Genomic DNA, 23,570 nt, shown 5'->3' on the forward strand with positions numbered 1-23,570 from the left:
CCTCATGACGATCAATCGAACCCCTCTCAACACCGGCCTGGGCCTGGGCGTGCTGGCCCTGGCCATCGGCGCGTGGCTGCTGCTGCGCGATGGCGGTCACCAGACCACCAACAATGCGTACGTGGTGGCCGACTACACCCTGGTAGCGCCGAAGATTGCCGGCTTCGTCAGTGCCGTGGAGGTAGAGGACAACCAGTCGGTGAAGGCCGGCGACGTGCTTGCCCGCATCGACGACCGCGACTACCAGGTGGCACTGCAGGCTGCGCGTGCCGACCTTGCCAATGCCCGTGCACAGCTGGCCAATGCGCAGGCCGCACTGGCCCAGCAGGACTCGCTGATCGCGCAGGCCAGGGCCAGCGTCGATGTCAGCCGTTCCGAACTGACCCTGGCCAGTGCCGACCAGCAGCGTTACCGCGAACTGGCCCGTGATGGCGCCGGTACCGTGCAGAACGCGCAGCAGGCGCAGTCGAAGCAGGCCGTGGCCAGTGCGCATCTGCAGCAGGGCCAGGCCGCACTGTCGACCGCACGCCAGCGCACCGACATCCTCAGCGCGGGCGTGCAGGCTGCACAGGCGGCGGTGCAGCGTGCAGAAGCGGCACAGGCACGCGCCGAACTGGATCTGTCGCACACCGTGCTGCGCGCGCCGATCGATGGCATGGTCGGTCGCCGCGCAGTGCGCGTCGGTGCCTACCTGACCCCGGGTACGCCGGTGGCTGCGGTGGTCCCGCTGAAGCGCGCCTTCGTGGTCGCCAACTTCCAGGAAACGCAGATGACCCGCATGCAGGCCGGCCAGCAGGTCGAACTGAAGGTGGACGTATTCCCGGGCACGCCGCTGCGCGGGCACATCGACAGCATTGCACCAGCCACCGGCGTCACCTTTGCTGCAGTCGCACCAGAGAACGCCACCGGCAACTTCACCAAGGTGGTGCAGCGCATTCCGGTGAAGATCGTGCTGGAGCCGGGCCAGCCGCTGCTGGACCAGCTGCGTGCCGGCATGTCGGTGGAAGCCAGCGTTGACCTGGGCAGCCGCGCGCGTGCGCAGAGCGTGCAGCACGGACCGGGCCACAAGCGCGGGGAGGGCGCATGAGCGCCGTCACCGTTTTCCGCACCTTCGTTGCGGCCACCCTGTGCACGGCCCTGGCTGCCTGCGCGATGGGCCCGGACTTCGTACGCCCGCAGGCGGAACTGCCCGGCCACTGGCGGGGTGGGGCTGTCGCCGGCAACGCCATCGATCAGGACGCCGCCTGGTGGGCCGGCTTCGACGATCCGCTGCTGGGGCAGCTGGCCCACCAGGTGCTGGCGGCCAACCTGGACCTGCAGCTGGCCGCCAACCGCGTGCAGCAGAGCCGCACCGCGCGCGGCATCACCGCCGCCGATCGCCTGCCCAGCGTCAGCGCGAGCGCCAGTGGCGTGCGTGCACGCAACAGCGAGGTGGGCCTGAATGATCCGTCCGGCAACGGCGGCCGTGATGACTACGGGCTGTTCCAGGCCGGTATCGGCCTGGGCTGGGAACTGGACCTGTGGGGCCGTGTGCGGCGCCAGGTGGAAGCGGCCGACGCACGCGTGCAGATGGCCGAAGAGGATGCACGCGCCGTGCGCATCGCGCTGCTGGCGGAAACCGCGCGTGATTACCTGCAGCTGCGTGCGACGCGGCAGCTGCTGGCGATCACCGAGGACAACCTCAGCATCGCGCATGACATCAAACGGCTGACCGAGGCGCGCCAGAAGCAGGGCGTGGCCAGCACGCTGCAGGTGTCCAGCGCGGCCGCGCAGGTGGCTTCGCTGCAGGCGCGCATTGCGCCGCTGCGGCATCGCGAATCGCAGCTGCGCAATGCGCTGGCGTTCCTGCTGGCACAGCCGCCGCAGGCACTGGACGCGCAGCTGCAGGATGTACGCCGTGACTGGCCGGCGTTGCCAGCGGTGGCGGTGGGTCTGCCGAGTGAACTGGCCGAGCGTCGCCCGGACATCCGTCGTGCCGAGGCGGCACTGCATGCGGCAACGGCCGGCATCGGCGTGGCCGAGGCCAGTTTCCTGCCGCGCATCACCTTGAATGGTGACGCAGGCTTCCAGGCCAAGCAGCTGGATGACCTGGATGGCTGGAACGCGCACCGTTTCAGCATCGGGCCGTCGATCAGCCTGCCGATCTTCCAGGGCGGGCGGCTGAAGGCGAACCTCGCGCTGAGCAGGCTGCAGCAGCAACAGTCGGCCCTGCAGTTCCGCCGTACCGTGTTGCAGGCCTGGCATGAGGTGGACGACGCCATGGATGGCTACAGTGCCGAGCAGCAGCGCACGGTGCAGCTGCACGTGGCGGTGGATGAGAGCGAGACGGCACTGGGGGCGGCGCGCCGGCAGTACCAGGCCGGCGTGGTCGACATGCTGGACGTGCTGACCACCCAGCGCATCGCGCTGGACAACCAGGCCGCGCTGGCCAACAGCCAGGCCGCCGCCGCGATCGCGCGGGTGGAGCTGTACCGCGCGCTCGGTGGCGGCTGGTAGCGATAGGGAAACGCCGGGCCATGCCCGGCGGTTCGTCGGTAGTTGCCAACCTTGGTTGGCAGTTTTTTTGGAGCGCCAACCAAGGGTGGCGTCTACCAGAGCATGGTCATCGGCACCGGGTCGATCACGACACGGGCACGGTAGCGCCGGGCCATGCCCGGCGGGCGGGTGCCTCAACGCACGTCGCGCAGTTCCCAGTGGCTGCCGGCCAGCAGGCGCAGGCGCTGCTTGAACACGTCACTGTCGATGCGGGTAGTGGCGACCAGGTTGATGCGCAGGTCCTTCTGCTCGCCGGTCACGGTGGCCTCCGGGTCGGTCACGCCCCACTGCGGTTCCACCGCATCCGGGTCGGGCTGCTTGGCCTTCCAGCGTTCGAACAGCGTGCCGCTGCGCAGGGCATCCTGCAGCTCTTCGGCGAAACCGGCGGCGCCCTGGGAATGGAAGGACAGGTCAGGGTCGTTGCCGCGGGCCTTGGACGGATCGGGCAGGCTGATGTGGTACTGCGCAGGCATGGAGTTCTCCTTGAAGTGCGGCAAGGCTGGCACAGTCGGGGTGGAATCGATGTGCAGATTCCTGCCGTGGCCAGCGCTCATTCGAACCGATGCGGCCCATCGGCAAATCCCACGGTGACTGCGCCCTTGCCGACGTTGACCATGCCGGTCAGGCTCATCACCGATTCGTACACGGTCACGCCATGGCCGGCGCAGACCTCTTTCATCTGTGCATAGCCGGGCAGGCTGCGCAGCTCGTCCAGTTCGCCGCCGTAGCTGACGCACACCGTCGGCGTCATCAGCCCGGCACGCACGCGCTGGCCGACCACCGCGAACAGCTTCTGCACGGCGCTGTCGAAGCCCTTGATCTTGGCCACCGGCCCGGTCTCGCCACGGTAGCCGTGCAGCACCGGCTTGATGTCCAGTGCACTGCCCAGTGCCGCGCTGAGCAGGCCGACACTGCGGTCGCCCTTGTGCCGCGCGCGTGCGCGCATGTAGTACAGGTCGCGGGTGATCATGTAGCCGTGCACGTTGCCGGCCAGTTCTTCCAGCCGTTCGCGGATCTGCTGCACGCTGGCGCCACTGTCACGCAGGCGGACAGCCTCCACCGCGGTCACGGCCTGCGCGGCGAACAGGTTCTGGGTATCAAGTACGCGCAGCGCGAACGGCGAGTTGTAGCCCGCTGCCTGCCGCACCGGCTTGTAATCGTTGAGGATGGCGAAGCTGGCCTGCAGCGCGTTGTCGTGGATCGGGCTGCGGGTCTTGGTGATGGTCATGCAGAACACGTGGTCGTAATCGATCACCAGCTGCTGCAGGAACAGGTCGCGGATCTGGTTGACGCTGAAGGGGATGGTTTCCGCTTCAGCGCCATGTTCGGCCACATGCGCGTGCAGGAAGCTCAGGGTGGCCTGCTCATCGCGATGATCGGCCAGCACGGCTTCGCCGATCCGTACGGTGATCGGCAGCAGCACGATGTTGTGCTCGGCAATGAAGTCCTGCGGCAGGTCGCAGGCCGAGTCGACGACGATTCCGATGCGCATCCGCGGCTCCCCCTCCAGGGCGGTTGTAGGTTCGGAAATGTGAAATCTATCTCAAATTCTGGCGTGGCGCGCGAGGGAAACGCGGCACGCCCTGTTCAGCGACTGCGCTGCACGGCCACCGGAAGCTCGGCCAGGCGCTGCCATTCGGGCTGCCGCAGCAGATCCGGGTCGGCCAGCACCGCCGCCATCAGTGGGTGGGCGTCGTTGCCCCAGAACAGTTCGCCATCGATGGCCAGGGTCGGCACGCCGAACACGCCGGTTGCAATGGCGGCCTCGGTGTTCCTCCGCAGCTGCTCCTTGACCGCGGGAGTCGCGATGGCGCTGGCGACATCCTCGATCCCCAGCCGCGCGGCTGGTTCGCGCAGGGCCTCGGCGCTGTCGGCGGCATTGCCGTCGCGCCAGATCCAGTCGAACAGCACGTCCACCGCCTGTGCGCTGCCACCCGCGGCCAGGCACAGGCGCAGGGCAGACAGCGGATTGAACGGGTGGCCCGGCGGGAACCGCAGCGGTGTGCCTTCGGCCTGCGCGGTCCACAGCAGCTGGCGGTAGATGAAGCGGCGCTTGGCCGGAATCTCGGCCGGCCCGAGGTTGCCCAGGTGATGCAGCACGGCACCAAAGGCGATCGGCACCGGCTGGATCCGCGGGAACTCGGGCAGCTGCTTCAGCTTCTGCCAATGCAGGTAGGAGTACGGCGAAACGAAGTCGAAATACCAGCGCAGGGTGGCCATGGTGGTGTCCTTCAATGCGGTCAGGGCTGCGCGTTGCGCAGCAGGTAGCGATCGCGCAGCTCGGTCTGGCGCGAGCGCATCGGCATCGCCCGGCCGCCCAGCCAGACCTGTTCGGCATAGTGCGCCACGTCCAGCGGGTCGCCCTCCCACAGCACCAGGTCGGCACGCTTGCCCGGCTCGATGCTGCCGATCTGGTCGGCCACACCGAACGCCTGCGCCGGCACCCGGGTCAGGCCGGCCAGGCCGTCGGCCCAGGGCAGTCCATTGGCCACGGCATTGCCGGCCAGCTGGCGCATCTTGCGGGCGTTGTGCGAGGCGTCGCCACGCTGCACGAACGAGACTGCCACGCCGGCCCGTTGCAGGCGTGCCGCATTTTCCAGGGTTGCACCGATCTGGTCGAAGCTGGCTGGCAGGTTGGACAGCACGTCGACGAACACCGGCACCTGCGCGGCGGCCAGCTCCGGTGCCAGCTGCCAGGCTTCGCTGCCACCGGCAATGGCGATCTTCACCTTCTCGCGGGCGGCCCAGCGCAGCAGCTGGCGGATGTCCGCCGCACGGTCCACCTCCACCACGATGCGGCCCTGGCCGGCCAGGTAGCGGCCCAGCGTGCGGCGCCCGGCCGGGGTCAGCAGCGCATGCGGTGAGTCCGCGGCGACCTGGCCACGCGCCTCGTCCACCATCTGCTGCAGCAGCATCCATTGCGCCGCACGCGAATGCCCGGTCAGTTCCACTGCGGCCGACCCCAGGCGCAGGAACAGCGCGCGCGGCCCGAGGGGATCGGCGCTGCCGTCCAGCCGCATCACACCGCCCTGGCCAGCGACGAAGCCGCCACCGGTGGCGGCCCCCAGGGCGGTGAAGCCGATGCCGTCCAGGCGCGCCACCGGGATCAGCACCGAGGCCGGGTTGTAGGCCAGGGTGACATCGAATTCGGGGCGCAACGGTTGTTCGCCGATCTTCAGCGTGCTGTCGACCGTGCTCGCTTCACCGGAGACTTCTTCGATGCCGATCTCGGTGATGCCCCCGAACAGCGCGGGTGTCAGCGGGCGGCCATCGGCCTCGACGACGTTGGCCCCGGCCGGTGCGGACAGCCCGTTGCCGACTGCGCGGATGATGCCGCCCTGCACCAGTACATCGGCGTGCTGCAGGCTGCCGCGCGCGCTGGCCGTATGTACGGTGGCGTTGCGGACCAGCAGGTCCTGCGCCTGCGCGGCTGCGGAGAGGCAGGCCAGCACCATGACCGTAGCGCCGAGCCGTGCCCGGCGACGCTTGTTCAACGCGCCCATCAGTGCACCTCCTGGCCGAGCTGGAAATCGGAACGCGGCGTCGCTGCCGGCGCACTGCGGTCGTACAGGCGGCGGCCGTCGATGAAGACCTGTTCGGCCAGCGCGTAGGAACCGAAGGGGTTGCCGTTCCAGACCACTACGTCGGCCATCTTGCCGGCCTCCAGGGTGCCGGTCTGGCCTTCAATGCCCAGCGCTCTGGCGGCATTGGCCGTCATCCAGGTGATGGCATGTTCGGGCGTGATCTCCGGCATGTGCGCGCGGCGCGCGGCGGCGATCACCTTGGCCGCTTCCTGGTTCAGGCGCTGGATGCCTTCGGGCGAATCGGAATGGACGATGGCGCAGCTGTTCTTCGGCCGGTCGACCAGTGCGATGTTCTCCGGAATGCCATCGAAGGCTTCCATCTTGAAGCCCCACCAGTCGGCCCACAGCGCACCGCAGACGCCGTCGGCGGCCAGCCGGTCGGCCAGCTTGTAGGCCTCTACGCCGTGGTGGAAGGCCGCCACCTTGAAGCCGAATTCCTTGGCCAGGTCGAGCATGGTGGCCATCTCGTCGGCGCGGTAGCAGTGGATGTGCACGCGGATGTCGCCTTCGATCGCGCCGGCCAGCGTGTCCAGCTTGAGATCGCGCTTGCCGCCGGCATCACCGGCGCTGTCGCCCTTGTCGCTGCCGAACCAGCCCTTGCGCTTGGCCGGCTTGGGTTTGTTCTTGGCGATGTAGTCGGCAGCATCGATGAAGGCGGCGCGGTAGCCGGCAACGTTGCCCATCCGCGTGGCTGGGGCGACGCCCTTGCCTTCGCCGTAAACCCGTTTCGGGTTCTCGCCGCAGGCCATTTTCAGCCCCCACGGAGCACCCGGGAATTTCATGGCCTGGTAGGTGATGGCCGGCACGTTCTTCAGGGTCACGCCACGGCCACCGACCAGGTTGGCCGAGCCAGGCAGCACCTGCATGCTGGTCACGCCTCCGGCCAGGGCTGTAGCGAAGCCCGGGTCCTGCGGCCACACCGAGTGCTCGGCCCAGACATTGGCGGTGACCGGTGCGGTCATCTCGTTGCCGTCGCTGTGCGCGCCGACGCCCGGGCTGGGGTACACGCCCAGGTGCGAGTGCACGTCGATCAGGCCCGGGGTGACCCACTTGCCCCGCGCATCGATGCGGGTGACCCCGGCATCGGCCTGCAGCTGGCGGCCCACGGCGGCGATGCGGCCCTCGCGCAGCAGCACGTCGGCGTTGTCCAGGCGCTGGCCGGTGCCGGTGAGCACGGTGGCGTTCTGGATCAGCACCGGCGCATCGGGATGCGCCTGGTAGGTGCTGGGGTAGGGATCGGCGACGAAGCGCGGGGCGCCCACCGCCGGTGCCGTGCTCAACGAAACCAGCGCCAGCCCAAGAGCGGCGCGCAACACCATCGATGCCATGCAGAGATCCCCAACCCACGCGTGAATCCGCCGACGCTATCCGTCGTCGATACCACTTGCCAAGTGACCTTGGGCAGGGGCAGGGGTGGGGATTTCCCTATACAAAAATTCTGAACGAAGCATTAATTTTTTGTGACACCTGCCGCTACCAACCGGTGGGACAGCGAGCGCTGACCCGCCGTGAGGTGTGCTTTCCATTGCTCCATGACGGAGCTGCACCTGAAATATTTCAAGGAATCAAGGACGTAACTGCAGATGATTGTCTTCCCGTCGTATCGCTCCACCGCTTCCCGCCGCTCGATCCTCCCCTCACCCCTGGCCTCGGCCATTGTTGGCTCGCTGCTGATGGCCGCCGCTCTGCCGGCGCTGGCCCAGGACAGCAACGCAGACGCCTTGTCGCGTTACCAGTTCCAGCGCAGCCTGCAGGCCGCGTTTGCCGCACCGGTCCTCACCGCTTCGCCGTCGCTGGCCGTCGCCGCCGCCGATGTGGAAGTCGATCCGGAACCCATCATGGGCAAGCCGGGTGATGCCGCCAGCTGGCGCACCACCGAATTCAACAGCGACTGGGGCCTGCAGGCGATCAACGCCGATGTGGCCTACGCACGCGGACTGACCGGCACCGGCATCCGCCTGGGCGTGTTCGACAGCGGCACCGGCCTGGACCACGACGAGTTCGCCGGCAAGGACCACCGCAGCATCCATCTGGCCGATGTGCTGGCCGATGGCAGCCTGTGCGCGCGCGAAGTGCTGAGTGGCCCGGACGCCTGCTTCGCCAGCGACGGTGACCAGGTGGCCGTGTCCTACCAGCTGCTCGACCCGGACTATGCCGATCTGCTGGAGCGCAATGGCTTCTACGAAGGCCTGAGCTACAACGTGCACGGTACCCACGTGTCGGGCACCATCGCCGCCAACCGTGATGGCAACGGCACCCACGGTGTTGCCTTCGGCGCCGACCTGAGCGTGGCCCGCCTGTTCTCCAACAGCGCCACCTACCTGTCGGTGGTGAATATCGGCGGTTCCCTGTATCTGGACGAACAGACCATCGCCGCAATCCAGGCCGACGATTCGATCTACCCGCAGCTGTATGCGCAGATGAACGAGCAGGGTGTGCGCGCCATCAACCACAGCTGGGGCCTGGCCAACGAGCCGACCACAGCGGAAGACCTGGACATGTACCAGTCGCACCCGGTGTTCGCCGCCAGTCTGGCTGCGATGGCCGAAGGTTCGCGCAGCAGCGGCCTGATCCAGGTATGGGCCGCTGGCAACACCGATTCGCCCAACACTTCGCCGGAAGAAGCGCCGATTGCCGGCATGTATGCCTCGCTGCCGCGCGCCGTCGCCGACGTCGAGCCGTACTGGCTGGCCGTGGTCAACGTCAATCAGGACCTGGAGCTGAGCAACCGCTCGATGCGCTGTGGCCTGGCGGCGAACTGGTGCCTCGCCGCGCCCGGCTCGAACATCAACTCGACCGTGTACGGTCCCGATTCGGTGATCGAAGGTGATTTCTACGATGACAATGGCAACCTGGTGGTGGACATCATCAGCCAGACCCCGTCGTCCGATTACGAGGAACTGAGCGGCACGTCCATGGCCGCCCCGCACGTCACCGGCGCGCTGGGCCTGCTGTTCGAGCGCTTCCCGTACCTGGACAGCGCGCAGGTGCGCGACGTGCTGCTGACCACCGCCACCGACCTGGGTGCTGCAGGCGTGGACGATGTCTACGGCTGGGGCCTGATGAACCTGGCTGCGGCCGTCGAAGGCTACGGCTCGCTGCGCGTGGACACCGATGTGGTGATGAACCAGAAGGCCGGCGGCCTGAAGGTGTGGGAAGGTGATGCATGGGACGACTGGACCAATGACATCGGCGGCCCGGGCAAACTGACCAAGAGCGGCATCGGCTGGCTGCGCCTGAGCGGCGACAACAGCTTCAACGGCGCGGTGGTGCGCGAAGGCGTGCTGGAACTGGACGGCGTGAACACGCTGACCAGCGCCGTGGACGTGACCGGCGGAACCTTCCTGCTGAACGGCACCCTGCAGAACACAGCGCTGAACAGCCTGGGCGGCAGCAGCCGCATCACCGCCACCGGTGTGCTGGACGGCTCGGACCTGACCGTCACCGGCGGCGTGGTGTCCTTCAACGGCGTGCAGACCGGCGGCAGCACCTTCGTGGGTGAAAAGGGCACGCTGAAGGGCGTGGGCCAGCTGGGAAACACCACCGTGGCCGGCATCATCGCTCCGGGCAACTCCATCGGCACGCTCACCATCAACGGTGACTATGTGCAGACCGCCACTGGCGTGTACCAGGCCGAGGTGGCCCCGGGCAGCCGCAGCGACCAGCTGCACGTGACCGGCACCGCCACCCTGGGCGGCACCCTGGTGGCGCTGCCGGAACCGGGCACCTACTACCTGGGCGAGCAGTTCAACTTCATCCAGGCCGACGGCGGCGTGAACGGTCGGTTCGCCAGCACCGATTTCAGCGCCTTCTCGCCCTTCCTGCAGTTCGGCCTGGCCTACTCCGCCGCCGGCGCGCGCATTGAAGTGACCCGCGGCAACGCGCTGGCTACCGCGGCCACCACCGCCAACCAGTTGGCCGTGGCCACCGTGGTCGACGGTCTGGCGGTCAACCAGGGCCTGCCGCGTCCGCTGACCATGCTGTTCCCGGAACAGGTGGGCAGCGCACTGGACAGCCTCAGCGGCGAACTGCATGCCGCCACCAGCGCGGCCCTGCTGGAAGGCAGCCGCTACGTGCGTGATGCCGCGCTGGCCCGCCGTGCCGGTGCCGCTGCACCGGGTGCCGAAGGCGGCGACGCCACCGGTGTGTGGGTGCAGGCCCTGGCCGGCAGCACCACGCTGGACGGCAACACCAACACCGCCCGCACCGAAGCCAACAGCAACGGCCTGCTGGTCGGTGCCGACCGCGAGTTCGGCGGCTGGCAGGTGGGCGTGCTGGCCGGTACCGGCCGCACCGACGTGAAGCAGGGCGAAGGGCGCCGTGCGAGGTCGAAGGTGGACAACACCCACTTCGGCGCCTACGCCAGCCACAACTGGGGCGGTTTCGGCCTGCGTGGCGGCCTGGCATGGAGCGAACACGATGTGGACAGTACCCGTGAGCTGGCGTTCGCCGGTTACAGCGACACCCTGAGCGCCCGCTACGACGCGCGTACCCGCCAGGCCTTCATCGAAGCGGCCTACCGCTTCGGTGGCCGCGAGGCTGGCCTGGAGCCGTACGTGCAGGTGGCCCGCGTGGAAGTGGACACCAAGCACGTGAACGAGCGTGGCGGTGCTGCGGCCCTGCAGGGTTCGGTGGACGACGTGCGCACCACCCTGGCCACGGCCGGCGTGCGCTTCGACAAGGGCCTGAAGGCCTCGTTCCAGCAGGACAGCTGGTTGCACGTGCGCGGCGCGGTGGCGTACCGCCACGCCAGCGGCGACCGCAACCCGTCGGCCCGCCTGGGCTTTGCCACCGGCGGTGACAGCTTCGTGGTCAACGGTGCACCCATCGCCGACAGCGCGGTGGTGGCCGAACTGGGCCTCTCGGCCTGGCTGACCGCCAAGCAGCAGCTGGAACTGGGCTACAGCGGCCAGTTCGGCGACGAAAGCCGCGACCACGGTGCCAACCTGCGCTGGTCGGTGCGTTTCTAAGCCACCGGCTCCCGCAGGGAAACCAGGAGGGGCGGCCGTTGGGCCGCCCCTTCTCTTTGTGTGGCAGGGCAGGCGCAGCGTTGCCTACAATGGCGCCCCTGCAGAACCGGACCGGGCATGAAGAGCAAACAGGAAATCGTCGACAACTGGCTGCCGCGTTATACCGGCGTTCCGCTGGACCAGTTCGGCCAGCATATCCTGCTGACCAATTTCGGCGGCTACCTGCACACCTTCTCCGCGCTGACCGGCGCCCCGGTCATCGGCCTGGACCGGCCGATGGCCAGCGCCACCATCGATGGCATCACCATGATCAACTTCGGCATGGGCAGCCCCAATGCCGCGATCATCATGGACCTGCTGTCGGCGGTGATGCCCAAGGCGGTGCTGTTCCTGGGCAAGTGCGGTGGCCTGAAGCGCAAGAACCAGCTGGGTGACCTGGTGCTGCCGATCGCAGCGATCCGCGGTGAGGGCACTTCGGGCGACTACCTGCCGCCGGAAGTGCCGGCCTTGCCGGCGTTCGCGCTGCAGCGTGCGGTCTCGACCATGATCCGTGATCTCGGCCACGACTACTGGACCGGTACCGTCTACACCACCAACCGCCGGGTCTGGGAGCACGACGAGGCGTTCAAGGAGCGGCTGCGGGCGATGCGCTGCATGGCCATCGACATGGAAACCGCCACCGTGTTCGCCGCTGGCTTCGCCAACCACATTCCCAGCGGCGCACTGCTGTTGGTGTCGGACCAGCCGATGATCCCCGATGGGGTCAAGACCGAGGCCTCCGATGCCAAGGTCAGCTCCCAGTTCGTGGAAAACCATATCCAGATCGGTATCGAGGCGCTTAAGCTTATCCGGCGCAACGGCAAGTCGGTCCGCCACCTGCGCTTCGACGAATGATGATGATGGCCTGGCGCGGCGCGCCGGCCCTGGGGAGTAGGTGATGGACGTTGCCGCGCACGTGGTGGAATTCTGGAAAGAGGCGGGCCCTGCGAAGTGGTTCGCCCGCGATGATGCGTTCGACGCGCAGTTCCGCCAGTTGTTCCTGGATGAGCATTTCGCAGCCGCCTCGCGCGCGCGCGAACACTGGCTGGGCAGTGCCGAGGGCGCACTGGCGCTGATGCTGCTGCTGGACCAGTTCCCGCGCAACTGCTTCCGCGGTAGCGCCCATTCCTACGCCACCGATGGCCTGGCCCGGCACTACGCCATGCGCGCCATCGAGGAAGGCCTGGACCTGCAGCTGGTGCCCAAGCTGCGCGCCTTCATCTACCTGCCGTTCGAGCACTCCGAGGATCCGCTGGACCAGGACCGCTCGGTGGCGATGTTCGACGTGCTGGGCGACAAGGAATACCTGCAGTACGCCGAGCTGCACCGCGACATCATCCGCCGCTTCGGTCGCTTCCCGCACCGCAACGCCGTGCTGGGTCGCATTCCTTCACCGGAAGAGCTGGACTACCTGGCCGAAGGCGGTTTCGCCGGCTAAGAAAAAGGGGACGAAGGGGATTAAGTCGTTTTTGCCACAAACGACTTAATCCCCTCCGTCCCCTTTTTAGGGGGCAGATCGCCTTTCCGCAGGAAAGGGCTCTGACCCCGGGCCTTCAATCAGTACTTCGGCACGCCGTTGTCGACGTCTTCCGACCAGGCGTTGATGCCGCCGGTGACGTTGAACACCTTGGTGAAGCCCAAGGCGCGGAACTGCTCGGCGGCCTGCGCGCTGCGGCCACCGTGGTGGCACATGAAGGCCAGCGCGGTGTCCTTGGGCAGGGCTTCCAGCGCGGCGCGGCCGTTGCCGTCGAAGGTCTTGAACGGCACGCCCACGGCGGCGATTTCACGCTCGTCGGCCGGGCGCACGTCCACCAGGGTGATGTTGCCGGCACGCACCAGGTCGTCGGCATCGCGCACGCTGATTTCCTGCACCGGCTTGGGCGCATTCGGGTTGTCGATGGCCAGGCCCTTGCCGCGGATGTCGTCCACCCAGTCGATGGTGATGCCGTTGGCGCGACGGGCGCTGGCCAGGTCGAACTGCACGCGCAGGCCGTTGGACTCGGCGGCGATGGCGCCTTCGTCGTGCGGGGCCAGCTGGAAGTTCGGCTGGAAACCGGCGTCGATGGACAGCTGCAGGGCAGCGCCCGGGGCATCGGCCAGCGCGCCCTTGAGCATTTCCACGGCCGCCGGGGTGACGGTGATGCTCGGCGGGGTACGGTCCGGCGCAGCCAGGCCCAGCACGCTGCTCAGCTCGCCGCTGGCAGCCATCTGCAGCACGATGTCGCTGCCGCCGACCAGTTCGCCGTCGATGTACAGCTGCGGAATGGTCGGCCAGTCGCCATAGACCTTGATGCCTTCACGGATTTCCTGGTCGGCCAGCACGTTGACGTGGGCGAACTCGACACCGAGGTCCTGCAGGGCGCCCACGGCCTTGGCCGAGAAACCACACTGCGGCATCGACGGCTGGCCCTTCATGAACAGCACGACGCGGTTGGCGTTGAGGATGGATTCGATGCGCGAACGCAGGGCGGGATCGAGGGACATGGACGTCGGGGTTCCGGGAATTCGAATCATCAATTCTACCCCTCATGGCATCATGGGGGATGAGCAACGCAGGAACATTGCATCGCATCCCGACCCGGCCCTGGCGCTGGCTGCCCTGGCTGGTGGCGTCGCAGCTGGCCGTGATCCTGGTCTGGGCCCTGGCCGGCTGGCACTGGGGGCTGCCCGTGATGGTGGCCAGCCACGCACTGTTCCTGGTGCCGGTATTCCTGCCCAACAGCCGCTTCTACGCGCCGGTGCTGAGCCGGATGGGAGAGGCCGGCAACAGCGTCTGGTTGACCATCGATGATGGTCCCGGCCCGGAGACCCGTGCGGTGCTCGACCTGCTGGACCGCTACCAGGCCCGCGCCACCTTCTTCCTGGTGGGCGAGCGTGCGCTGGCACAGCCGGACCTGGTGCAGGAGATCCTGCGCCGCGGCCACGACCTGGGCAACCACAGCCACAGCCATCCGCAGGCGCGCTTCTGGCGGCTGGGCCCGGCAGCGATGCGTGCCGAGATCGAGGGCTGCCAGCATGCGCTGCAGGCGGTAAGCGGCCGCCCGGTGCGCTGGTACCGTTCGGTGGTGGGCATGACCAATCCGTTCGTGGCGCCGGTGCTGAAGGCGCTGGGACTGGTGCGCGTGGGCTGGAGCGCCCGTGGCTACGACGGTGTCGGCTGCACGCCGGAGGGCGTGCTGTCGCGGCTGCTGCCGGACCTGCGCCCGGGCGCCATCGTGCTGCTGCATGAGGGGGCCGCCCACGGCCACAACCTGGCGATCATCGAACGCGTGCTGCAGGCGCTGGACGAGCGGGGGCTGAAGGCGCGGCTGCCGGTTCCGTAACGCCGGGCCCTGGTGGTGTGGAGCAGCCGAGCATGGGCTCGGCGCTGCAAGGGTTGGCGATCATCCTGTAGCGTAGCGCCGGCACATGCTGCACTCGGCGCTACAACGCGGGGCGTTCGGCCACCAGCAACCAGCTGTTGAACGGCGTGCGCCCGTGCAGGGGGCGCGGCGCCGTCACTTTCAATCCGGCCTCGGCCAGTGTCGCCTGCAGCACCTGCGGGTCGGGGTAGTGGCGCGGCCGCGTGCCCATCCAGCCGACCAGCCAGGCCAGCCGGTCCGCCACCCGCGTGGTGCGGTCGCGGCCATCGCCGGTGGCCAGTGGCGTGCGCAGCAGCAGGCGGCCGCCGGGAGCGACCCGCATACTGGCCTCACGCAGCAGTGCCTGCTGTGGGCCCGCGTCCAGGTACTGCAGCACATCCAGCAGCAGCACATGCCCGGCCTGCGCCGGCAGCGGCGCCTGCACGTCCAGACAGTCGAAGCGCACAGCGGGCAGGCCGGTGGCGGCACGCTGGGCACGGGCGATCTTGCCGGCATCCACGTCCACGCCCAGGTAGGGCTGGCAGCCACCGCGCTGGCGCAGCACGTGGGCGAACAGGCCCAGCCCGCAGCCCAGGTCCAGCACGGGTTGCCCGTCGCCAGGCAGGTGCTGCAGCACGCCCTCATACAGCGGGTCGCTGCCCAGCTTGCTGCGGGTGTAGTAGTAGTCGCGGCGGCTGGCCCAGGCGTGTGCGGGGCGGAATGCCTCGGCGATCGCGCGGGCCTGCGCGGCGCTCAAGGGTGTGCAGGGCAGGGGCTGGCCGTTCCGTGGCGTGCCATCCATCGGGTCAGTCCGTTCCGCCGAGCAGGTGGGCGGCGACCGGCAGCGCGCGCGCGCTCCACAGCGCGTACATCCGTGCTGAAGGGTGCAGGCCGTCGTCGGCGATCATCGCCGGGTCGCCACCGTGGTCACGGCTGATGTCGGTGATGTCGACGAAGGCCACGCCCTGCTGGGTGCAGATCACTTCAGCGGCCGCGTTGAATTCGTCGGTCTCGATCTCGATCGCGGCCAGGTCACGGCCGCTGCCGATACCGAACGGCGTCGCGCCCCAGTCGGGGAAGGACAGCACCAGCACACGCCCGGGGCGGCCACCGGCAAAGCCGATCGCCCGCTGCAGCAGGGCGTGGAACTGTACGCGGTACTCGTCCAGCGGCCGGCCGCGGTACTGGTTGTTGACGCCGATCAGCAGGCTGACGAAATCGAACGGGCCCTGCGGCGCGGCCGCATCGATGCCGGCGTCCAGCTCGTCGGTGGTCCAGCCGGTGGTGGCGATGGTCTGCGGGTCGGCCAGCGCCACATCCTGCGCACGCAGGGCGGCGGCGAGCTGGTACGGCCAGCGGCCTTCGACCGCAACCGCTTCACCGATGGTGTACGAGTCGCCCAGCGCCAGGTAGGACAGCGCCACGGCTCAGGCCACCGAACGGTGTGGCTTCAGCGGTACGACCTTGGTCGCGTCCTCGGCACGGCGGGCCAGCACGCGGTCGATGCGGGCGAACACATCGCGCATCACCGAGGCTTCCGGCAGCAGGGTCACGCGGAAATGATGGCGGTAGGGCACGTTGAAGCTGGAACCCGGTACCACCAGCACGCCTTCATTGTTCATCAGATCCAGCGCGAAGTTGTGGTCGTCGAAGCCCTTGGCGGCGGCACCGACCACGGCCGGGAACGCGTACAGCGCACCGGCCGGCGCGACCAGCGACAGGTGCTCACTGGCTTCGCAGGCTTCGATCACCGCGCGGCGGGTTTCATACAGGCGGCCGCCCGGGGTGCACAGTTCGGAGATGGTGTCCGGGCCGTTCACTGCGGCCTCGATGGCGTACTGGCCCGGCACGTTGGCGCACAGGCGCAGCGCGCCGAGCAGGTCCAGCGCAGCGCGGAAGTCGCCCAGGCGCGCGTCGTCGCCGCTGAGGTGGGCCCAGCCCACGCGCCAGCCGCAGGCACGGTGCACCTTGCTCAGGCCACTGAAGGTCAGGCACGGGTGGTCGCCGGCCAGCGGCGCGACCGGCTGGAATACCGCATCGTCGTACAGGATCTGGTCGTAGATCTCATCGACCAGCAGCAGCAGGTTGTGGCGGCGCGCGATCTCGACCACGCGCTCGAGCAGTTCACGCGGGTAGCTGGCGCCGCTGGGGTTGTTCGGGTTGATCAGCACGATGGCGCGGGTGCGCGAGGACACCAGCGTCTCGATCTCGCTCGGGTCCGGCTGGAAGCCGTTCTCGGCGGCGCAGCGGTAGTACACCGGGCGGCCATCGTTGAGGATGGTCGAGGCCGACCACAGCGGGTAGTCGGGTGAGGGCACCAGCACTTCGTCGCCCGGGTTGAGCAATGCGCGCAGCGACAGGTCGATCAGTTCGCTGACGCCGTTGCCGACGAACACACGGTCGGGGTGCGCATCCGGTGCGCCACGGCGGGCGTAGTACGCCGCGATGGCTTCGCGTGCGACCGGCAGGCCCTGCTGGTGGGTGTATGGATCGGTGCGGCCCATGTCATCGGCGATCGCGCGCTGCAGGTGCTCGGGCGCGCGGAAACCGAAGTTGCCCGGGTTGCCGATGTTGAGCTTGATCAGCTTGCGGCCCTGCGCCTCCAGCTCCCGGGCTCGCCGCGCCAGTTCTCCGCGGATTTCGTAGCGCACTTCGGAAAGGCGCTCGCGGATGGCCAGGGGCTTGGGCGAGATGGTGGACATGGGGGCTGGGCCGTCAAAAGGCATGGGGATTCCATCCTACCGGAATTGCTGCAGTGCATGGCAAGGGTGCCGGGCTTGTCATTGCTGGGCTGGCAGGGCGCCGGCGCAGGTAGAATGGCGGCGATGACCCAGACCCCCGATTTCATCGCCCTGCAGACCATTGGCTGGCCCTGGCCGGGCCCGGCGCAGCAGGCCGACTGGCAGGCCGCGATGGCCGCACATCCGCAGGCCCGCCCGGCGCGGGTGATCGAACAGCACCGCACCCACTACGTGGTGGCCGATGGCCCGGATGCGTCGATCAAGGCCGAATCGCTGCCGGAATGGCAGCGCCCGCGCTTCCCCAGCCACGAGCGGCCTGCAGTGGGCGACTGGGTGCTGCTGGACGGCATCCGCATTGTCGCGCTGCTGCCACGCCGCACCGCGATCAAGCGTGGCGCCGCCGGCGAGCACTACCACCAGCAGGTGATCGCGGCCAACATCGACACGGTGTTCATCGTCTGCGGCCTGGATGCCGACTTCAATCCGCGCCGCATCGAGCGCTACCTGCTGCTGGTCGGCGGTGGTGGTGCAGAACCGGTGGTGGTGCTGACCAAGGCCGACCAGACCGAGTACAGCGAGGATGCGCTGGCGGTGCTGGAAGAGCTGGAGATGCAGGGCATCGCGCTGCATGCGATCAACGGCCTGGATGCCGACAGTGTGGCGGTGCTGCAACCGTGGCTGGGCCCGGGCCGCACGGTGGTGCTGGTCGGTTCCTCCGGTGCCGGCAAATCCACGTTGACCAACACCCTGCTTGGCGAGCAGCGGATGAAGACCAACGCGGTGCGCGCCAACGATTCGCGTGGCCGCCATACCACCACCCACCGCGCGCTGATGCCGTTGCCGACGGGCGCCTGCCTGATCGACACCCCGGGCATGCGCGAGCTGAAGCCGACCGGCGAAGAGACGCTGTCCGAAGGTGGCTTCGCCGACATCGAGGCGCTGGCCGCACAGTGCCGTTTCAACGACTGCAAGCACCAGCAGGAACCAGGCTGTGCGGTGCGGGCGGCGATCGAGGCGGGCGAGATCGAAGAGAGCCGGCTGCTGAACTACTTCAAGCTGAAGGAAGAAGTGGCTGCCGCTGCCGCCAAACTGGCGGTACGTCAGGCCGAGACCGCGCAGGAGCGCGGCGGCAGGAAGGGCAAGGGCCAGCAGTTCCGCCCGGCAGGCAAGCCGCGTAGGCGCTGATCGGTACCGCGGGGTCGGATCCCATTGCGCCGCAATGGGCTCTGACCCCTGCAATGAACCCGCCACTGCCTGCTTCGAGCGGGTGCCAACAGCCCGCGCCTGGTAGGTGCCAACCTTGGTTGGCACGGGTGTGTCGGCAAGCCCGCCGTCGGCGGATGCCAACCAAGGTTGGCACCTACCAAAGCAGGGGCACGGCGTTATAGTCCGCGCATGGAACCGACTGCGACGCTGGACCGTGACGTGGCCCACCATGCAGCGCTCGATGCGCGCCTGGTCGAGGCCGTGGGAGGCATCCGCCTGCTGGGCCTGACCAGCTGGCCGGCCACGCTGCAGGCACCGTTCCTGGACAGCGTGGCGCGCGGCCAGCCGGTGCTGCCGAAGGTGGATTACCCACGGCTGGACTTCAGCGAAGAACGTCGCGCGCTGGCCGCGATCGCCGCCGACTGCGACGACACTCATCCGCTGGGCCACTACGTGCGGCAGTCAGCGCAGAGCTGGGACCTGGCCGCGCAGCTGCTGGAAGGACTGGGCACCGCCGCCGTTGATACCTGTTCGGTGCAGCTGTTCGGCGCCCCCGAGCAGCCGCTGCCGGGCAATGGCCCGAGCACGCGCGACGCGGCGCGCCACTTCATACAGATTGCCGCCGAACTGGACCACGAACTGCTGGCGCCGGAAGAGCAGGTGCCGGTCTCGGCCATCGCCCTGCAGCTGCAGCTGCAGAATGATCTGGATGCGTTTTTCGAATCGCGCATCATCCAGGTGCAGCTGGATCCGGAACTGGTGTCCAAGGCCGCCGCCGGCCCGACCCGCATCCGCCTGCGCACCAGCGCGCGCTTCAGCGCCTACGATCGGGCGCAGCTGTTCCACCATGAAGCGCTGGTGCATTCGCTGACCGCATTGAATGGCCGCGGCCAGCCGGTACTGCCGAGCCTGGCGTTGTCCTCGCCACGGGTAACGGCGACCCAGGAAGGGTTGGCGACCTTCGCCGAGCAGATCACCGGCAGCATCGACATCGAGCGCCTGAAACGCATCAGCCTGCGTACCGAAGCGATTGCGATGGCACGCGAAGGCGCTGATTTCATCGAAGTGTTCCGCTATTTCTGCGATGCCGGGCAGAACGCGGAAGAGAGTTTCGCTTCGGCCCAGCGCGTGTTCCGTGGCGTGCCGCCGAGTGGCGGCCTGGCGTTCACCAAGGACACGGTGTACCTGCGCGGCCTGGTATCGGTGCATACCTTCTTCCGGCACATGCTGGCCGAGGACCGCCTGCAGGTCTGCCGCTGGTTGTTCGCCGGCAAGATGAGCCTGGCCGATGCGATCGCGTTCGCGCCGCTGTTCGAGGCGGGGGTGCTGAAGCCGCCGCGCTGGCTGCCGCATTGGGTGAGCCGGGCGAACGGCCTGGCCGGCATGCTGGCGTTCTCGCTGTTCGCCAACCGGATACGGATGGACCAGCTGGCGCCGGAATGAAATGCGTTGGCGGATCCTCCTGCGCCTGCCTGCTATCGGCTGGGAGGAGGCGGGGCACCCTGGTCAGGACACGCAAAAGCCCCTCCATGGTGCTCGATGGCGCCATCCATGGCGCCAACGGTCCTGACCAGGGTGCCCCGCCTTCTCCAGACAATTTCCTGCGGGCGCGGCAGCAGGTCCACCAGAGGGATTGCGTTTGAAAAGCTTGAAAAGCAAAGCGCCGGGCAATGCCCGGCTCTTTGCTTTTGCTCTTGCTTTCCATTGCCTCCGCGCCGGCGCTGGGAATTGTCGAGCGCGGGTAGGCAGGCCCATGCAGGACCGTTGGCGCCATGGATGGCGCCATCGAGCCCCCAAGGACGGGTTTACGGCGTGTCCTGCATGGGCCTGCCTACCTGCGCCATGCAGGAACACTCAATGCGCCGCAGCGCCCGCTTCTGACTTAGAACTCCGCCGCCACCGTCATGAACAACTGCCGCGGTGCGCTCGCATGGATCGCATAGCGCGTGCCCTTCGGATCGGTCGGTGCGAACGAACTCAGCTGGCCGGCGTAGCGCTTGTTGGTCAGGTTGGTCGCGTTCAACGACACCCGCACGTTGCGCAGGCCCAGGCCCGGGCCGAAATCGTAGCCCGCACCGGCGTCGAAGGTGGTCACGCCCGGCACCGACTGGTCGTTGGTGTAGGTGTAGTAGCGCTTGCCGGTGTACTTCGCACGCAGGCTGGCGAAGAAGCCGTCGCGGTTCCAGCTGATCTCGCTGGAGGCCATGCGCTGCGGCGTATCCACCGTGATCTTGCCGGCCACCGGAACGATCGCACCGCCCGAGGTGTAGTCATCCTCGTAGGTGGTCTTGTTCCAGGACAGCGCGTTGTACCACTGCAGGCCATCAATCGGCTTGAGGATGAAAGTCAGTTCCGCGCCATGGCTCTTCACCGAACCGACGTTGATGAAGCGCGTCACGCACTCCGGGCGCGTGCCGACTTCGATGCTCGAACACGGGTTCAGCGACAGCAGGCGGTTGTCGAACTTGACGTTGTATGCAGCGATCGAGGCCTGGTACTTCTCACCGAAAGTGCGGAAGCCGGCTTCCAGGCTCTTGGACTTCTCCGGCTCCAGCCCGGCGCTGGCCGCGAACGATTCCGGCGACACCTGCAGCGGGCCGCCGCTGCCACCGCCGACGAAGGCGGCGATGTTCTCGGCGTAGGAGGCGAACAGCTCGTTGTTGGCGTTGAGCTTGAAGCCCAGGCCTACCTGCGGCAGCACCGATTCCTTGGCGGTCAGTGTGCCCGACGCAATGCGGGTTTCAACGCCGGGCTGCGCGGTGGCGCGCATGCGGGTGTTGGGACTCTTGATGCCCACGTCTACGGTCAGGCGCTGGTCCAGGAAGCGCATGCGGTCCTGCACGTAGAACTGGCGCGTGCGGATGTCGAAGTCCTGGTTGAACAGCAAGCGGTCGGGGTTCTTCAGGTACAGGTCGTCCAGGAACGGGCCGCTGATGTAGTAGAAGTTGCGCGACACGTTATGGTCGTTCTGCTCGTACCACAGGCCGGCTTCCAGCTCGTGGATGCCCACCGTCCACGACAGCGCGGCGGTCAGGCCATCGCGGTTGATCGTGTAGTTGGTGCTGCGGATCGAGATCGGCAGCATCCTGTCGGTACCCGGGTAGGACGGCTGGCCCGGTGCCCACCAGTGGCCCTGGCCACGGTTGTCGTGGTGGTAGGCCAGCAGCTTCAGGCGGCCCTGCTCGCCCAGGCGCAGGTCGGCATCGACCGAGTACAGGTTGTCGTCGCGCAGCGCACGGCTCTGGTAGTACGCATCGTCGATGCTGTTGACGCCGCCGCTGAACTTGCAGCGCGCCTTGTTGTAGGTGCCAGGCGCGCAGTACGCGGCGGCGACGGCGCGATCCCAGTCCGGCGCGTAGATGTTCCAGTCATATCCCAGTCCGCGTGCCAGCATGTCCTTGGACAGGTAGGCATAGTTGGCCTGGCTGGCGCGCGAGGTCGCCGCGAACGCACCGAAACGGTGGTCGCCAACGTTCCACACTGCCTTGGCATTGAACTGGCGGGTGGTCTGGTTCTGGTACGGCGCGGCCCACATGTCCTGGTCCTGGTGCACGCCGGACACATAGGCCGAGAAGCCGTTGAGGTCGCCGGTGTCCACGCGCAGGTAGCCGCGGCGCTGGTTGTTGTCGCCGACGGTGACGCTGGCGCGGCCACCGAATTCGGTGGACGGATCCATCGAGAAATACTGGATGGTGCCGCCCAGGTTGCTGGTCGAGGCCACGCCCAGCGAACCAATGCCCTGCGACAGTTCGGCGCCGGCCAGGTTCTCGGCGATGATCGCGCGGGCGATGCTCAGGCCGTTGTAATTGCCGTAGCTGTTGTCGCCCAGCGGGATGCCGTCCAGCGTGTAGCCCAGGCGGCTCTTGTCGAAGCCGCGCAGGCTGATGGTCTGCGATTCCTCGTTGGCGCCAAAGGCATCGTTGGACTGCACCGACACGCCCGGAAGGCGATCGAGGATCTTCTGGCCACTGGTGCCCGGCGGCAGCACCTGCTTGTCCACGGCAGTGATGCGCTGCACCTGGCGGTCTCGCCCTGGCCGATCACAGAGACGGTATCCAGCGTCTGCGCGCTCAGCGCGGCATCGGTGCTGGCGCCGGTATCGGCGGTGGTGGCGGCATGGGCGCTGGCGGCGGCGGAGAGCACGATCGCTACGGCGATCGTCAGGTGTCGGGTCTGCATGGTGGTCCGTTGCATGGGGGGTGATCACCGGCACGCGTGCGCGGTGCAGGGCCACTATGCGAACGGAACATGAAACCTTCTTTACGGAAAACCAACGAATGGTGCAGGGCACCCGCGCAGGTCCCGCAGCCGGATGAAAAAAGGGGCCGGATTCCCTTCGCAAGCAAAGGTTCACCGGCCCCGCGCACTCCGTGGGGGAGGCGGTCCACGCGCAGCGTGGAGACTGGCTTACCCCATGTACAGGCCACCGTTGACCGGATAGTCGGCGCCGGTCACGTACGAGGCTTCATCCGAGGCCAGCCAGGCGCACAGGCCGGCCACTTCCTCGGGGCGACCCAGGCGGCGCACCGGCACCGAGGCCGCCAGCCGGTCCAGTACATCCGGCGGGAAGCTGCTGATCGCCTGGCTGGCGATGTAGCCCGGCGACAGCGTGTTGACGGTGACGCCGCGCGAAGCCACCTCGGCGGCCAGCGCACGGCTGAAGCCATGCATCGCGGCCTTGGCGGTGGCGTAGTTCACCTGGCCGATCTGGCCCTTGTGGGCGCTGACCGAGCCGATGTTGATGATGCGGCCCCAGCCCCGCGTGGCCATGCCGTCGACCACCTGCTTGGTCAGGTTGAACAGCGCATTGAGGTTGGAGGCGATCACCGCGTTCCAGTCCTCCACCGTCATCTGCCGGAACAGCAGGTCGCGGCTGCCGCCGGAGTTGTTGACCAGTACATCGACCTCACCCACTTCGGCGCGGACCTTGGCGAACGCGGCGCTGGTCGAGGCCCAGTCGGTCGCGTTGCCTTCGGAGGCGATGAAGTCGAAGCCCTGTTCGCGCTGCTCGCGCAGCCAGTTGGCCTTGCGCGGCGAGTTCGGCGCGCAGCCGGCAACCACGGTGTGGCCGCTGCGGGCCAGGCTCTGGCAGATGGCAGTGCCGACACTGCCCATTCCACTGGTGACGTAAGCGATTCGAAGCGTCATTGCAGA

General features: G+C 67.9%; 18 protein-coding genes and 1 pseudogene. 8 read left to right on the forward strand and 11 right to left on the reverse strand.

Translation table 11 applies throughout. From position 1 onward, the window contains the following. Positions 1–4 precede the first annotated feature (4 nt). Positions 5–1,087 carry an HlyD family secretion protein gene (locus J3A72_RS06145; protein WP_032956599.1) on the forward strand — a complete coding sequence of 361 codons (1,083 nt, stop codon included), beginning with the start codon at positions 5–7 and terminating at the stop codon, positions 1,085–1,087. Then, positions 1,084–2,496: an efflux transporter outer membrane subunit gene (locus J3A72_RS06150; RefSeq protein ID WP_075076352.1), complete on the forward strand. Its 1,413-nt coding sequence runs from the start codon at positions 1,084–1,086 to the stop codon at positions 2,494–2,496. Before J3A72_RS06145 ends, J3A72_RS06150 begins: the two co-directional genes overlap by 4 nt. A 173-nt stretch (positions 2,497–2,669) precedes the next feature. Here the strand turns inward: J3A72_RS06150 and J3A72_RS06155 are convergent, their stop codons facing one another. From J3A72_RS06155 to J3A72_RS06175, 5 genes are all read right to left on the reverse strand, one after another. Further along, positions 2,670–3,008: a hypothetical protein gene (locus tag J3A72_RS06155; protein WP_005410998.1), complete on the reverse strand. Its 339-nt coding sequence runs from the start codon at positions 3,006–3,008 to the stop codon at positions 2,670–2,672. A 77-nt stretch (positions 3,009–3,085) separates the two neighbouring features. Next, positions 3,086–4,027 (reverse strand): DegV family protein, encoded by a 942-nt coding sequence (locus J3A72_RS06160; protein ID WP_032956590.1) that lies wholly within the window; start codon positions 4,025–4,027, stop codon positions 3,086–3,088. A gap of 95 nt (positions 4,028–4,122) precedes the next feature. Beyond that, complete coding sequence (locus tag J3A72_RS06165) at positions 4,123–4,755, reverse strand: 2-hydroxychromene-2-carboxylate isomerase (RefSeq protein ID WP_032956588.1); 633 nt, start codon at positions 4,753–4,755, stop codon at positions 4,123–4,125. Positions 4,756–4,775: 20 nt separating this feature from the next. Further along, a complete protein-coding gene (locus J3A72_RS06170) occupies positions 4,776–6,038 on the reverse strand; it encodes an amidohydrolase family protein (RefSeq protein ID WP_075076351.1) in 1,263 nt (420 codons plus the stop codon). After that, complete coding sequence (locus J3A72_RS06175) at positions 6,038–7,447, reverse strand: amidohydrolase (protein ID WP_075076350.1); 1,410 nt, start codon at positions 7,445–7,447, stop codon at positions 6,038–6,040. Before J3A72_RS06175 ends, J3A72_RS06170 begins: the two co-directional genes overlap by 1 nt. Before the next feature lie 255 nt (positions 7,448–7,702). Between J3A72_RS06175 and J3A72_RS06180 the strand changes: the two genes are divergently transcribed. The 3 genes from J3A72_RS06180 (at position 7,703) to J3A72_RS06190 (ending at position 12,566) form a co-directional block, all read left to right on the forward strand. Further along, positions 7,703–11,089 carry an autotransporter serine protease gene (locus J3A72_RS06180; RefSeq protein WP_075076349.1) on the forward strand — a complete coding sequence of 1,129 codons (3,387 nt, stop codon included), beginning with the start codon at positions 7,703–7,705 and terminating at the stop codon, positions 11,087–11,089. A gap of 117 nt (positions 11,090–11,206) precedes the next feature. Beyond that, on the forward strand, positions 11,207–11,983 hold the full coding sequence (locus J3A72_RS06185) for an AMP nucleosidase (protein WP_005419211.1): 777 nt from the start codon (positions 11,207–11,209) through the stop codon (positions 11,981–11,983). A gap of 43 nt (positions 11,984–12,026) precedes the next feature. Next, positions 12,027–12,566 carry a DUF924 family protein gene (locus J3A72_RS06190; RefSeq protein ID WP_014648372.1) on the forward strand — a complete coding sequence of 180 codons (540 nt, stop codon included), beginning with the start codon at positions 12,027–12,029 and terminating at the stop codon, positions 12,564–12,566. Between the two features lie 119 nt (positions 12,567–12,685). Here J3A72_RS06190 and grxD read toward each other — a convergent pair whose 3' ends face one another. Beyond that, a complete protein-coding gene (gene grxD / locus J3A72_RS06195) occupies positions 12,686–13,612 on the reverse strand; it encodes a Grx4 family monothiol glutaredoxin (RefSeq protein ID WP_075076348.1) in 927 nt (308 codons plus the stop codon). 59 nt (positions 13,613–13,671) lie between these two features. Here grxD and J3A72_RS06200 point away from each other — a divergent pair, with 59 nt between their 5' ends. Continuing rightward, positions 13,672–14,451 carry a polysaccharide deacetylase family protein gene (locus tag J3A72_RS06200; protein ID WP_049440647.1) on the forward strand — a complete coding sequence of 260 codons (780 nt, stop codon included), beginning with the start codon at positions 13,672–13,674 and terminating at the stop codon, positions 14,449–14,451. A gap of 100 nt (positions 14,452–14,551) precedes the next feature. Here the strand turns inward: J3A72_RS06200 and J3A72_RS06205 are convergent, their stop codons facing one another. Genes J3A72_RS06205 through J3A72_RS06215 form a run of 3 tightly spaced genes read right to left on the reverse strand, consistent with a single transcriptional unit; the run spans position 14,552 to position 17,171 of the window. Beyond that, complete coding sequence (locus J3A72_RS06205) at positions 14,552–15,271, reverse strand: class I SAM-dependent methyltransferase (protein ID WP_209571981.1); 720 nt, start codon at positions 15,269–15,271, stop codon at positions 14,552–14,554. A gap of 4 nt (positions 15,272–15,275) precedes the next feature. Then, positions 15,276–15,893: an SGNH/GDSL hydrolase family protein gene (locus tag J3A72_RS06210; protein ID WP_053495757.1), complete on the reverse strand. Its 618-nt coding sequence runs from the start codon at positions 15,891–15,893 to the stop codon at positions 15,276–15,278. Between the two features lie 3 nt (positions 15,894–15,896). Beyond that, positions 15,897–17,171, reverse strand: coding sequence for a pyridoxal phosphate-dependent aminotransferase (locus J3A72_RS06215; protein ID WP_075076347.1), 1,275 nt, complete (start codon positions 17,169–17,171; stop codon positions 15,897–15,899). Between the two features lie 114 nt (positions 17,172–17,285). On the opposite strand from J3A72_RS06215, the gene rsgA reads away from it, so the two are divergent. Beyond that, positions 17,286–18,395, forward strand: coding sequence for a ribosome small subunit-dependent GTPase A (gene rsgA / locus J3A72_RS06220; RefSeq protein WP_075076346.1), 1,110 nt, complete (start codon positions 17,286–17,288; stop codon positions 18,393–18,395). Between the two features lie 210 nt (positions 18,396–18,605). Then, complete coding sequence (locus J3A72_RS06225; protein ID WP_075076345.1) at positions 18,606–19,859, forward strand: flavohemoglobin expression-modulating QEGLA motif protein; 1,254 nt, start codon at positions 18,606–18,608, stop codon at positions 19,857–19,859. 439 nt (positions 19,860–20,298) lie between these two features. Here the strand turns inward: J3A72_RS06225 and J3A72_RS06230 are convergent. Together J3A72_RS06230 and phbB are read right to left on the reverse strand one after the other, a co-directional pair. Then, positions 20,299–22,595 (reverse strand): annotated as a pseudogene (locus tag J3A72_RS06230) (TonB-dependent receptor). Between the two features lie 228 nt (positions 22,596–22,823). After that, positions 22,824–23,564: an acetoacetyl-CoA reductase gene (gene phbB, locus J3A72_RS06235; RefSeq protein WP_005419193.1), complete on the reverse strand. Its 741-nt coding sequence runs from the start codon at positions 23,562–23,564 to the stop codon at positions 22,824–22,826. Positions 23,565–23,570 lie beyond the last annotated feature (6 nt).

It is taken from the genome of Stenotrophomonas sp. PvP093 (genome assembly GCF_017876915.1).
GTDB lineage: Bacteria > Pseudomonadota > Gammaproteobacteria > Xanthomonadales > Xanthomonadaceae > Stenotrophomonas > Stenotrophomonas muris.